The 12,420-nt window shown below is 40.2% G+C and carries 12 protein-coding genes; 7 read left to right on the plus strand and 5 right to left on the minus strand.

Going from position 1 to position 12,420, the window contains the following annotated elements; translation table 11 throughout:
* Positions 1-7 precede the first annotated feature (7 nt).
* Genes Q0058_RS01675 through Q0058_RS01685 form a run of 3 tightly spaced genes read left to right on the plus strand, consistent with a single transcriptional unit; the run spans position 8 to position 2,642 of the window.
* Complete coding sequence (locus tag Q0058_RS01675) at positions 8-928, plus strand: nucleotide-diphospho-sugar transferase (protein ID WP_298220998.1); 921 nt, start codon at positions 8-10, stop codon at positions 926-928.
* A 6-nt stretch (positions 929-934) separates the two neighbouring features.
* A complete protein-coding gene (locus tag Q0058_RS01680) occupies positions 935-1,759 on the plus strand; it encodes a glycosyltransferase family 2 protein (protein ID WP_298220999.1) in 825 nt (274 codons plus the stop codon).
* A gap of 19 nt (positions 1,760-1,778) precedes the next feature.
* Positions 1,779-2,642, plus strand: coding sequence for a hypothetical protein (locus tag Q0058_RS01685; protein ID WP_298221000.1), 864 nt, complete (start codon positions 1,779-1,781; stop codon positions 2,640-2,642).
* Positions 2,643-2,651: 9 nt separating this feature from the next.
* Here the strand turns inward: Q0058_RS01685 and Q0058_RS01690 are convergent, their stop codons facing one another.
* Entirely contained in the window at positions 2,652-4,478 is a 1,827-nt protein-coding gene (locus Q0058_RS01690; RefSeq protein ID WP_298221001.1) for a DUF3413 domain-containing protein, read from the minus strand.
* A gap of 196 nt (positions 4,479-4,674) precedes the next feature.
* Here Q0058_RS01690 and Q0058_RS01695 point away from each other — a divergent pair, with 196 nt between their 5' ends.
* Positions 4,675-5,439: a lipopolysaccharide kinase InaA family protein gene (locus Q0058_RS01695; RefSeq protein WP_298221002.1), complete on the plus strand. Its 765-nt coding sequence runs from the start codon at positions 4,675-4,677 to the stop codon at positions 5,437-5,439.
* Here the strand turns inward: Q0058_RS01695 and Q0058_RS14515 are convergent, their stop codons facing one another.
* The 4 genes from Q0058_RS14515 to Q0058_RS01720 form a co-directional block, all read right to left on the minus strand.
* Positions 5,440-7,296, minus strand: a complete 1,857-nt coding sequence (locus Q0058_RS14515) for a glycosyltransferase (RefSeq protein ID WP_366869568.1) — start codon at positions 7,294-7,296, stop codon at positions 5,440-5,442.
* Positions 7,297-7,301: 5 nt separating this feature from the next.
* Positions 7,302-9,176 (minus strand): LTA synthase family protein, encoded by a 1,875-nt coding sequence (locus Q0058_RS01710; RefSeq protein WP_298221003.1) that lies wholly within the window; start codon positions 9,174-9,176, stop codon positions 7,302-7,304.
* A 21-nt stretch (positions 9,177-9,197) separates the two neighbouring features.
* Positions 9,198-10,013: a 2,3,4,5-tetrahydropyridine-2,6-dicarboxylate N-succinyltransferase gene (locus tag Q0058_RS01715; protein ID WP_298221004.1), complete on the minus strand. Its 816-nt coding sequence runs from the start codon at positions 10,011-10,013 to the stop codon at positions 9,198-9,200.
* 79 nt (positions 10,014-10,092) lie between these two features.
* Entirely contained in the window at positions 10,093-10,527 is a 435-nt protein-coding gene (locus Q0058_RS01720; protein WP_298221005.1) for a hypothetical protein, read from the minus strand.
* Positions 10,528-10,675: 148 nt separating this feature from the next.
* On the opposite strand from Q0058_RS01720, the gene ruvX reads away from it, so the two are divergent.
* The 3 genes from ruvX (at position 10,676) to Q0058_RS01735 (ending at position 12,391) form a co-directional block, all read left to right on the plus strand.
* Complete coding sequence (ruvX, locus tag Q0058_RS01725; RefSeq protein WP_298221006.1) at positions 10,676-11,092, plus strand: Holliday junction resolvase RuvX; 417 nt, start codon at positions 10,676-10,678, stop codon at positions 11,090-11,092.
* 138 nt (positions 11,093-11,230) lie between these two features.
* A complete protein-coding gene (gene def, locus Q0058_RS01730) occupies positions 11,231-11,818 on the plus strand; it encodes a peptide deformylase (RefSeq protein ID WP_298221007.1) in 588 nt (195 codons plus the stop codon).
* Between the two features lie 48 nt (positions 11,819-11,866).
* The gene (locus Q0058_RS01735; protein WP_298221008.1) at positions 11,867-12,391 is read left to right on the plus strand and encodes a DUF5606 domain-containing protein; all 525 of its coding nucleotides are present in this window, start codon (positions 11,867-11,869) and stop codon (positions 12,389-12,391) included.
* The last annotated feature ends 29 nt before the right edge of the window (positions 12,392-12,420 follow it).

A 12,420-nucleotide genomic window follows, 5' to 3' on the forward strand; every position in this document is an offset into this window, starting at 1 on the left:
ACGATTTATGGCTGATTACACTACAAAATCTCCCGTTTTATTCCTGATTTTCAACCGTCCGGATGTGACTGCTGTTGTTTTTGAACAAATCCGGAAAGTGAAACCTGCGCGACTTTATATTGCCGCAGACGGGCCACGTTCGGATAAAGAAAATGAACAAACGCTTTGCCGTGAAGCTCGTGAAATCAGTACAAAAGTAGATTGGGATTGTGAAGTGAAAAGATTATTCAGAGATGAAAATCTGGGCTGCAAATACGCTGTTTCATCTGGTATCAGTTGGTTCTTTGAAAACGAAGCAGAAGGTATCGTACTTGAAGATGATTGCCTGCCATCAGAAGATTTTTTTATATTTTGCGACGCGATGCTGGAGAAATACCGACACGATTCGAGAATCAGGCATATCGGCGGAAGCAATTTTCAGCAAGGCAAACCATGGGGAACCGACAGCTATTATTTCTCAAACCTCACGCACGTATGGGGTTGGGCTTCGTGGCGCCGCGCCTGGAAAGATTATGATGTGGAATTATCGAATTACAAAACAACCGATGCCCGGCATTTCAAAAACGTCTTCGCCGATGATATTGTATCGGAATCCTGGACGAATATTTTCAACAAACTCAAAGCAAACGGTTACAACACCTGGGATTATCAATGGGCGATCACCAATTTTTTCAACCATGGTTTGTCGATTATCCCGAATGTAAACCTGATCAGCAATATCGGCTTTGGCGCCAATGCCACGCACACTCAGAATTTTAATGACCAGTTTTCGAATATCAAAATTGAAAAGCTTCCCGAAATTACGCATCCTACCATCATATTGCCGCAAAAGGAAGCTGATTTTTTCACCTTGGATCATGAATTCAAAATCAAAAAATCAAGGAGAAAGCGCCAGTTCAGAAAATTGAAATTTTGGAAAAAAAAGTAAAGCATCATGACTAAAATATCCATAATCACCATTGCATTCAACGACAAGGAAGGGCTTAAGAAAACGTTCAACAGTGTTTTCAACCAGACTTTTCAGGATTTCGAATTTATCGTCATCGATGGCGGAAGTACCGACGGAAGCAAAGCGCTGATTGAAGAAAACCAACAAAAAATTGCGTATTGGGTCAGCGAAAAGGATAGCGGCGTTTTTCATGCCATGAATAAAGGAATCCGCGTTGCCAAAGGCGAATTCATTATTTTTATGAACAGCGGCGACATTTTCAACGACGATGCGGTGTTGCTGGACATAGTGCCGGAACTCACGGATAGATTCGATATTTACTACGGCGATAATTACAAAGAAAGTCCAAGTTCCAAACGACTCAAAACCTATCCTGAAAAATTATCGTTCTCGTTTTTCTACACGAGTTCGATCAACCACCAATCAACGTTCATCAGGAAATCGTTGTTTGACGACCATTTTTATTACAACGAGCAATACAAAATTGCTTCGGATTGGGAATTTTTCGTGTACACAATCTGCCATAAAAACGTACCGTACAAATACCTTAGGAGAACGATTGCCATTTATGATTTCACAGGAATTTCGTCGAACCCTAAATTTGCCGCTTTGTATCAGGAAGAAAAAAAGGATTCGATGCAGCGTTATTTTCCTGCTTTTCTGGAGGATTATCAGGAAGTCAGCGAACTTAATTCTAAACGGTTCTTGCAATTCCAACACATCAAGAAGCATCGTTTGGCTTATAAAATATTGAAAGGGTTCATCAGTATCCAGTTATTGTTCTTGCCAAAAATGCCAAAGAAAAATTAAGGCTTAACGGTTAATAGTCATGAAAAAAATTCACGTAGGTTTTTTATTATCGTATGATTACGCGTTGCTGAAGTATTCGCTGCCGCCGGTTTATGAAGCTGCGGACCGGATTTTTTTGGCGCGTGACAAAGCATCAAGAACCTGGAAAGGACAAAAGTTTGAGGTCGATCCGGAATTCTATGTTTGGCTCAAGGAATTCGACACCCAGAATAAAATTGAAATCTACGAGGATGATTTTTACCTGCCCGAATTGTCGACGCTGGAAAACGATACGCGCGAACGCACGATGCTTTCTGAAAAAATGGGTATTGGGAATTGGCTGATTCAGGTTGATTCGGACGAATATTTCATTGACTTCAAAAAGTTTATCACCGATTTGAGACAGTATGATTCGTATCTCGATCATCCGGAAAAGCACAAGATCCAGATTTTTGCGTTTTGGGCAATCATTTATAAATATACGGCAAACGGAATCTTATATATCGATGAGCCGATGAAAGCTGCTTTTGCGACGAATTATCCGAATTATAAAAATGCGCGCAGAACGAACGAACGCGCGATTTATCTGGATAGCATTGTTTTGCATGAATCGGTGGCCAGAACGGAAGAACAACTGCGGTTCAAGTTAGAGAATTGGGGCCACAACGTAGACGTTCATAAAGACTTCCTCAACAAATGGATTTCGGTCGATGAGACCAATTACCAAACGATGACTGATTTCTATTACATCGAACCCAAACGCTGGAAAACACTGAGTTATTTCCCGACCAAAAAGATTGAGGAGATCAAAAATTACGTATCGACTTCAAAGAATCTCAAGATTACCAAACTTCAATTGATGCTTCGGAATTTCGGGCAATGGTTCAAATATCTGTTTAAATAACCGGAAGCCTTATTTTTTAAGTTTGTAAAACCGGTTCATCGCTTTCATTTCTTTAGCGACCAAATCGTAATTGATGTGCGCATCGTCCAAAGGATTGAGTTGCTGGTCGGTCACATCGAAAAGCCCTGACGGATAGATATTCGTAATCTGATTCTTTTCAATGATAGCATAACGTTGGTTGTAGCCGCAGATGAAGCTTGTGCGCGTCACCGGATCGTAAAGATCATGACCGAAACTGTAATCAGCCACATCATTTTTAACGCCCAGATAATGTTGCATAATGGTCGGCGCGATGTCATAATGCAAAGTTTGCTGCGTATAGGTTTTAGGCGCTTTTGACGCATCGAAAATCATCATAGGTACATGAATCTGGATGTCGGTAAAATTCCCGCCGTGTTGCCAATAACCTTTTTTATTGTCGTTGAATTCCTGACCATGATCGGCTGTGATCACTACAATCGTATTGTCGAGCGCGCCTTTTTCCTGAAGTTGGAGCAATACTTTTCCAATGAGGCCGTCAATAAAATGCAGCGAATTCATATAGCGGTTGATCAGCAAGGTCGGCTCGTAATCGCCCGTCAACAATAAGTAATTCATTTCCTTTAACGACGGATTGAAAGCGAGTTTGTAATCGTCAGGGTAATCAAAGCCATGCGCCGAATCGTAAAATAGGAATCCGAAGAAAAGTTTTTGATGCAGTTTTTCGAAACCGTTGAGCCAAAGATCATTGATTTCGATGTCACGATCGGAAGGTTTTTCCGCTTTGGAGGACAATCTCAGGTTGGGAATTCCTGCAAATACGTTCCTGTTGAACGGCGGATTCTCGACATTCGAACTGCTTAAAATCTGCATTTGATATTGTTGCTTTATCAATTCCTGAGTCAAAACTGGAGCAATCTGCTGACCGGTGAAGGTATCGAAATAAGTCGCTGGAATACCATAAACCAAAGAGAAAATGCCGCCCGTAGTCATGTTCGAGCCGCTCAGATGATTTGTATACACCTGACACTTTTTTGAAAAAGCCGCAATATTAGGCGTGATCTGGTCATTCATAAAACCATTGCGCCAAGTATCAATGACAATATATAGAATGTTCTTTTTGGGCGAAGGATTCTCGGAAACGATAGGTTTCAAAGGATATTGTACCGTATTCGTGGTCGATTGTGCCTGTAATTTTTCATTCTGTCGGGCTTTCTCCAAATCGACCAGACCGAGTTTCATCATCAATCCATCAGCGGTCAACGGATAGAACACCGGGAAAACATTTTTGATCTGCGTCACGGGCCTGAAATAATTGGCATCGGACCAAGCATATACGAGATGGCTTGTGAGCGTAAAAATAAAAAAGACGGTTAATGTGAGCTTCACTTTCAAGTCCGACTTTTTGCCCAGAATTTTTTTCGACAGGTAAAAGAAAACGAATTGCAATCCAACCAACGCTAAGATGAAAAGCACGGCCATCACAATATTGGTTGTTGAGAATTGGAAAATATCCGAAGCGCGTTTGCCAAATACTAACTTCAGAACGATAGGTGAGATGTGGTAACGGAATTGTTCAAAAATGACGGCGTCAAGCTTGACGATTACAAGTATGAAGGCCGATAAAACAATATTGACACCTTTGGTGATTCCGTTGGATTTGGTCAGATAATAAATCAGCAAACTCAACAGTAATGGCAAAGCTCCGATGATAAAAAAATGGCTTATCGTAGTAAAAGCAAGGTAAAGTTTCAGAAAAAAACCGTCGATATTCTCAAGAAAACTGATGTATTGTAAGGCAATAAAAAGGATGACGACAAGATTAAAAAGGAAGACCAGATAAAGTTGTCTGGTCATTGACTTCGGAGATTGCTGCATAGTATTCTGTTCAAATTTTGGGCGGTCAATATAATTTTAATGCTCTAATTTTCAGAGCTGTACTGTTTTTTATAATTAATTTTGCATTAAATCTTAATCAACCTGCAGTAAAAGTAGCGATTAAATTGGAAAAATATAATGCAATACCTACTTTTGTTACCATATAAACGTATTGATGCATTCAGAGATTCATTCCCGATTCCAACGCTTTAAACCAACGCTGATCGAATATATTGAGCACTTCAATACTTCGGGAACGCTATTCGTAGATGGCCAGCGCAACAAGATTAAGCTCTTCGAACTCGAAGGCATGACCCTCAATATCAAATCTTTCAAAGTCCCGAACCTTGTCAACCGCATCGCTTATCGTTTTTTTAGGAAGTCCAAGGCAAGACGTTCTTACGAATTCGCCAACCGACTTTTGGAAAACGGAATCGGCACACCGCAACCGATTGCCTATTTTGAGAAACTCATCTTTTTGGGTTTTGGGAACAGTTACTACATCAGCGAACAACTCACTGTAGATTTGACTTTCCGCGAATTGGTTGAAATTCCGGAGTATCCCGATGCGGAAAATATCCTGCGTCAATTTGTGCAGTTCTCGTTCCGTTTGCATGAGAAAGGCATTGAGTTTTTAGACCATTCACCAGGAAATACGCTGATTAAAAAAGGAGAAAACGGCCAATACGAATTTTATCTCGTCGATTTGAACCGCATGAATTTCCATGACCACTTAAGCTTTGAGGCGCGGATGAAGAATTTATCACACCTGACACCCAAAAAAGAGATGGTGGCTGTGATGAGCCATGAATACGCTAAGCTTTATCAAGGTAAAACAGAGTCTGAAATTATGGAAAGAATGTGGTTTTATACCGATGATTTCCAGAAGAAATACCACAACAAAATCCGATTGAAAAAACGCTTGCTGCTGCGCAAATAACTATTTCCCCGATTGCAGTTTTTTGAGTTCCTGATAGCGGACATTCACACTTAACGCGTTTAGATAACAGACAATCACGCCTTTTTTGCCGTCAAGAAATCCTAACCGAACAATAAACTGGTATAGGAATTTGTAGGCCGGATGCAAATAAAAATGATAAAAATTCGGTCGGATGCCTTTAGTAAATTCCTCTTTGGCTTTGAGTTTTCCGTAACTGACCATTTTGCTTTTATAAGATTCATAATCCGTATAGGAAAAGTGAATCAGTTTGTGTTTGAGTTTGGCGATTTTTCCGTTCACCGTTAGTTTTTCGTGCACCAGACGTTCGGTTACATATTTGGCCTTGTTTTTCTGGAATAATCTGAAAATCTTATCGGTCTGCCAGCCACTGAAATGCAGTTTTTTATCCTCAAACATAAAAATCCTATAGAACAGATAAGCACTCGCGGCATCAGGTTTTTGAATGGTTTCGATGACTTCTTCCTTGAGTTCATCGGTAAATCGTTCGTCTGCATCTATGAAAAGGATCCATGGGTTTTTGGCACAAGCAATGGCGAAGTTCCGTTGTGAACTGTAGTCAACAAATTTATTCTGAATCAAGGTTGCTTTATTAAAATCATTGACTAAGGCTACGGTTTTGTCGTTACTATAGGAATCGATAACAATAATCTCATCAGCAAAATCAATATCCTGAAGCACTTCCTTAATATGTTTTTCTTCGTTATAGGTGATGATCAACGCACTCAAAGGCAATCGCACCGGCGAAATAGTTAAAGCCGATTCAGCGTAATCCATCGCTAGATTAGTGTCAAGAAACCCTTTTAATAAGGCTGTGAACAATTCCGGCTTGAAATGCTGGTATAATTCCGGGGTATTTTCTTTGAGTTCTTTCTCTGAATAAGAAACAAATAGCTCTGGTTTAAATTCCTTGAGATGCACCGATGTCTGGTGGATTCCGTCTTCAAAAGTGGCCCAAACTTTCTTTTCGATCCACGGGGAAAATATAATGAATGCTGGTTTTTGCAACGATTTCGCAATATTGATCGCACCACCGTCATTCCCGACGATCATATCGCATTGGTTCATGATCGCAATAAACGAACGCAGGTCGTTGCCTAATAAATCGAAATATATTTTTTTTCGGGTCGATGCCGAACAAAGCGCGTAAACTTCTTCAGCCAATGCTATTTGTTTTGGGAAATAATTGAAAAGGATATTGACCTCCTGCTGATGGCCGATTTGGTCAACCACTTTCGCCATATATTCAAGCGGATAGGTTTTCGACGGCTCACTACCAATCAGGCTGATCATGACTGTTTTCCGGTTGGGCTGTAATCCGTATTCATCGAACATAGCCAATGCTTGTTTATTTTCAGCTTCGGTCACATAAAGTTTCGGATACGGATCAATCTCAATCGGCAGGTGAAGCGGTTTTAACAACGAAAGCCTTCTTTCTATCGCCAGTCCAAGATTGGTTTTTGGGAAAGACGTAAACGGAAGATTGTCGGTATAAAGAAAACTCCTTCCGGGTTTTTTATAAGAAATGCGGCGTTTGGCACCACTCAGCAGTACGAAAATCCAGCTTTCAAGTTTTGAATAGGCATCAATGACCAAATCGTATTTTTCGTGTCGGATCTGCCAGGCCAGTTTCATAAAAGCGATATTGCTTTTGCGGTGGATTTTCTTAAACAGAATGATGTTGTCTATATTCGGATTGCCTTCCAGGACTGGTGTGGTTGATTCATAAACGAGATAATCAATTCTTGCGTCAGGATAGGCTTTTTTGAGGTTGTTGCAGATAATACTGCTCACCAAAACATCACCGATCATCTTTTGTTGGATTACAAGAATTTTCATGAAGACTATTTAGACTTTACTATAAGTTGGTTGTTGTTCATTCTTTCGTTGAAAGACTGGATGTAGGCTTTGATGAATTGTTCCATAGGCGTTCTGATTTTCGGGGCTTTGTCTAAAAGGTTGTCTTTGAATAACGGATCTTTTTTAAAATTAAACAATCCAATCGATTTGACACCATCAAAAGCCAGATAATAATCCTGATGGATGTAATTGTAAACATTATCAACGTAAGAAACCACGAAATCCTTATCCGAAAGGTAAGATTTTCCGTAAGTCACGATCGTATCCTGGATGTTCAGGTAATCGAGAACGCTCGGCAAGATGTCAATCTGTTGGAAATTCTTCTCCAAAACACCATGAAATTCAGGTTTTGAAGGGTCGAAAAAGAAAATCGGAATCCTAAATTTCCCTACATTGGTCGTGTATTTCCCGGTTCCGGAAGAAGAAGTATGATCGGCAGTAAACACGAACAAAGTGTTTTTATACCAAGCCTGGGTTTTGGCTTTTTTGAAAAACTGGCGCAAAGCATAATCGGTATAGCCGATGCTTTCGTGGATTTCTGTGGTTCCCTTTGGAAATTTCCCGATGTATTTTTGAGGAATAGTGTACGGAATATGAGACGATATGGTGAAAATTGAAGCAAAAAATGGCGATGGCAACGTATTGACCTTATCGCAGAAAAATTGCAGGAACTCTTCATCAAAAATGCCCCAATTGCCATCGAACGCGCCTTCTTTAGGGTATTCGTTTTTACCATAATAATTTTGGAAACCAGCCACTTTACAATACTGGTCGAAGTTTTGGCTGCCATTAAATGCGCCGTGAAAAAAGGAGGTCGAGTATCCTTGGTTTTTTAGAATCTTAGGCAGGCCGTACACATCATTCAACGAATAACCCGAAGAAATTATGGGTGTATTCATAAGGCTCGGAATGCTCGACATCGTCGAAGGAACCGCATCAATCGATACTTTGCCATTCGCAAAACCATTCTTGAAATAATAGGACTTGGTGATCAGCGAATCCAGAAAAGGCGTATAACCGCAATGGATGTTCTCATCGCCAAAGCTTTCAAGGATTACAATCACCAGATTTTTTTTGGTTGGTGCGCCTTTCGGGTTGGTCGTAATCACGGGATTGAAAATCTGATCGAGTTCTTTTTTGGAATAAAAATTAGGATCGATTAACGTTTCCTTGCTGCCCAAAGTTTTCAAGATACTATAAGGTGTATTGAGCACCACAGCCGTGTTTCCTATGGAGGTGTAGTTCACGGCATCCACGATTCTAATGGGTTTCTCATCGATGCCACCACGCGCTGCTAAAAATCCAAAAGCCAAAGTACCCAACAAAAACATCGATTGCAGGCCGATTTGTTTGGCAGAAATCTTTTCTAAAGGAAGGCTGATTTTCGGCGTTGAAAACAATTTCCAAATCGCCATTGAAACCAGTATGAATCCAACAGGTAAATACCAGTAATTCATTAAAAATAAAGGAATTAATCCTCCGATTTCATTATGCATTCCTTTGGCGGTAATTAGTCCAAAAGAACTTCTTCTTCCGGTGAATTTGAAGTATTCAAAATCCACAAAATTGGTTGCAATGAAAATGATATTGACGATAAAGAAAGCCAGCTTGAGGCCTTTTTGATATCCTGTTCGGTATTTGAAATTGCCCGGAACCAAATGCAATAAGATAAACACTAAATTGATGTAACCTATCGCGGATAAATCATAGACGGCACCGCCCCAAAAAACTTTCGGGCTCATATCCGGGAAGTAACTTCTGTTGAAAACGATGAATAAAATCCTGCACAACTGATAGACCAGAAAAACAATAACAATTCTTCTGATGAGGATTTTCAATACGCTCTGGTAGTTATTCATGTCGAATCGGCAAGTTATGGTTTAGACTGCGACATCATATTCGCGCAACGCATCGTTCAACGAAGTTTTGAGGTCCGTGGATGGTTTTCTTTTACCGATAATCAAAGCACACGGAACCTGATATTCTCCCGCTGCAAATTGTTTGGTATAGCTTCCGGGTATGACCACCGAGCGCGCAGGAACAACGCCTTTTCTTTCAATCGGAGTCGGGCCGGTCACATCAATGATTTTGGTTGAGGCAGTCAAACATACATTTGCACCCAAAACGGCTTCGGTTTCAACACGAACACCTTCCACAACAATGCAGCGTGAACCTATAAATGCGCCATCTTCTATAATAACCGGTGCAGCCTGAAGCGGTTCTAAAACGCCGCCAATACCGACACCGCCACTCAAATGAACGTTTTTTCCAATCTGAGCGCAACTTCCGACCGTTGCCCAGGTATCGACCATAGTGCCTTCATCTACATAAGCACCAATATTGACGTAACTTGGCATCAAAATCACGCCTTTTGAAATGTATGCACCGTGTCTGGCCACTGCATGCGGTACGACGCGGATTCCTTTTTCGGCATAGCCTGTTTTCAACGGGATTTTATCGTGATATTCGAAAATACCGACCTCAATAGTTTCCATTTTCTGGATCGGGAAATATAAAACGACGGCTTTCTTGATCCATTCGTTCACTTGCCAGCCATCAGCAACTGGTTCGGCCACGCGTAAAGTTCCGGCATCGAGTAAGTTGATGACTTCTCTGATGGCGTTTGTGGTTTCTGATTGTTGCAACAGGCTACGGTCTTCCCATGCAGATTCTATAAGGTTGCGGAGTTGATTCATATTTTAAGAATTTTCACAAATATAGTGGCATTTTTTAAAATAGGAATTAGCTGAAAATAAATAAAAGGAGATTTTCTAATTAATCCGTATCGGCTAATTGACCCAAATTGGAAACATGCTGGAAATTGATCAAAAAGCGTTTGGTTTTAGCATACAAATACATTTTGATGTTGTCGAAAAGCATGACAGTGATAGGATTGGATTTTTCATCCTTACACAGATAAATGGTGCCGTTATCAGGCAAATCTGTTTTGGAAACGATGGTAAGGTGATAGTTCTTATCGATTTTTAAATTGATTTCATTAGCCGTGAATTCGGCTTTTTGAGTTGAAATCGTTTCGCATTTCCCCCACTCCTGAATATCATTCCTAGATTGGATTTGGTTGTAGGAGAAGACTTTATGTTGTGCATTGGCACAAAATGTAAGCAGGGTGATCATGAAAAAAAACTGGCTTCTGAAAGTCATCGATTTCGATTTGGTAGCGCAATTAAAGCATTTTATCTGAATTATCATGCATTTTGTCGGATTTTCAGCTGTTTTTTTTTAACAACGCGCTAAATCGGTGTTGATAACTTTTTTAAAATGCCCTTAGGGTTTATATGTTATCTTTGCAGTGAATTAAGAAAAATTGCCCTTCCTTTTAAATTGAATTGATCAAAAAATGCCCAGAATTCTTGCTATAGATTACGGACAAAAGCGCACCGGTATTGCAGTCACAGACGAATTGCAAATTATTGCATCGGGACTTACGACGATTCCTTCAGCCGATATTTTTACTTTCTTGAAATCGTATTTTGCCACTGAAAATGTAATCAAAATACTAGTGGGCGATCCCAAGCAAATGAATGGGCAACCTTCAGAAAGTGCGGCTATGATTGATGCCTTTGTGACTGAATTGCAAAAACAATTCCCAGAGATTTCTTTGGTTCGGGTAGACGAACGCTTCACTTCCAAAATGGCTTTTCAGTCTATGATCGACAGCGGGCTTTCCAAAAAACAGCGCCAGAACAAAGCCTTGATTGATGAAATTTCCGCCACGATTATGCTGCGCGATTACCTCACCAGAAAAATGATCTGAATTTGCAGTAACCGCGAATTATAAAAATATACTAATTATTTCCCTCGCATTATCGTATGTGCATTTTTTCACTATTTTTGCCGACTACCAAAGCGAAAACCGTTAGGCTTGCAGAAGTATAATTTTAAAACCATTAAAATGATTTTACCTATTATAGGATATGGAGATCCGGTCTTGAGAAAAATGTGTGAGGAAATAACGCCTCAATATCCTGATCTCAAACAGACGATCACCAACATGTACGAAACGATGTATAACGCTTATGGTGTAGGACTTGCAGCACCGCAAGTGGCTTTGCCTATTCGTTTGTTTGTGATTGATACGGCTCCATTTAGTGAAGATGAGGATTTGTCGAAAGACGAACAAACGCAATTGAAAAATTTCAAACGCACGTTCATCAACGCCAAGATGCTTAAGGAAGAAGGCGAGGAGTGGGGTTTTAATGAAGGTTGCTTAAGCATTCCCGAAGTACGCGAGGATGTTTACCGACACGAAAAAATCACGATGGAATACTGCGATGAGGATTTCAATAAAAAAACAGAAGTATTCGACGGTTTGATCGCACGCGTCATCCAGCATGAATACGATCATACCGAAGGCATTTTGTTTACCGACAGGATTTCAAGCCTCAAAAAGCAGCTCATCAAAAAGAAACTGCAGAACATTATGGAAGGCAAGACACAGCCGGATTATAAGATGAAATACATCGCCAAAAAAGGAAGATAAATTAACCAAAACCGAAATAACCCAATTCAATAAATCAACTTTTAAAAAATGAATTTAGAAAAAATATTAGCCATTTCCGGAATGCCAGGAATTTATGCTTTGAAGATGCAGACGCGTACAGGTTTCGTAGCCGAATCGTTAGTCGACGGAAAGAAAATAACGGTCGGATTAAGAAGCAACGTGAGTTTGTTGACTGAAATTTCAATCTACACGCATGATGCTGAAAAACCACTTGCAGAAGTGATGCGCGCTATTGCAGTTAAAGAAGACAACGGCCCGGCGATTTCCCACAAAGAAGACAACGCGAAACTAGTGGCTTATTTTAAAGAAATTCTTCCGGATTACGACGAAGACCGCGTTTATCCTTCTGATATCAAAAAAGTATTCAATTGGTATAACATCCTGCAATCAAAAGGCTTGGTTTCTAAAGAAGAGCCGAACAAAGCCGAAGAAGCACGTGTTGAGGAAATCGTGAAAGAGAAAGTGGCCGAAGCTAAAAAAAGCAAATCAGAACCAAAAGCAAAGGAAGAAACTAAAGCGGCGCCTAAAAAGCCAAAAACTAAAAAAGACTAATTGTTACAATTCCTATAAATTAATCCTGT

Origin of the sequence: Flavobacterium sp. (assembly GCF_027484705.1) — a bacterium.
GTDB lineage: Bacteria > Bacteroidota > Bacteroidia > Flavobacteriales > Flavobacteriaceae > Flavobacterium.

Bases quoted from the DNA above. Each gene is read 5' to 3' on its own strand.
- Q0058_RS14515 (WP_366869568.1), bottom strand. From the start codon at position 7,296: ATGAAAATTCTTGTAATCCAACAAAAGATGATCGGTGATGTTTTGGTG.
- Q0058_RS01715 (WP_298221004.1), bottom strand. From the start codon at position 10,013: ATGAATCAACTCCGCAACCTTATAGAATCTGCATGGGAAGACCGTAGC.
- Q0058_RS01680 (WP_298220999.1), top strand. From the start codon at position 935: ATGACTAAAATATCCATAATCACCATTGCATTCAACGACAAGGAAGGG.
- Q0058_RS01685 (WP_298221000.1), top strand. From the start codon at position 1,779: ATGAAAAAAATTCACGTAGGTTTTTTATTATCGTATGATTACGCGTTG.
- Q0058_RS01695 (WP_298221002.1), top strand. From the start codon at position 4,675: ATGCATTCAGAGATTCATTCCCGATTCCAACGCTTTAAACCAACGCTG.
- def (WP_298221007.1), top strand. From the start codon at position 11,231: ATGATTTTACCTATTATAGGATATGGAGATCCGGTCTTGAGAAAAATG.
- Q0058_RS01690 (WP_298221001.1), bottom strand. From the start codon at position 4,478: ATGACCAGACAACTTTATCTGGTCTTCCTTTTTAATCTTGTCGTCATC.
- ruvX (WP_298221006.1), top strand. From the start codon at position 10,676: ATGCCCAGAATTCTTGCTATAGATTACGGACAAAAGCGCACCGGTATT.
- Q0058_RS01710 (WP_298221003.1), bottom strand. From the start codon at position 9,176: ATGAATAACTACCAGAGCGTATTGAAAATCCTCATCAGAAGAATTGTT.
- Q0058_RS01720 (WP_298221005.1), bottom strand. From the start codon at position 10,527: ATGATAATTCAGATAAAATGCTTTAATTGCGCTACCAAATCGAAATCG.
- Q0058_RS01735 (WP_298221008.1), top strand. From the start codon at position 11,867: ATGAATTTAGAAAAAATATTAGCCATTTCCGGAATGCCAGGAATTTAT.
- Q0058_RS01675 (WP_298220998.1), top strand. From the start codon at position 8: ATGGCTGATTACACTACAAAATCTCCCGTTTTATTCCTGATTTTCAAC.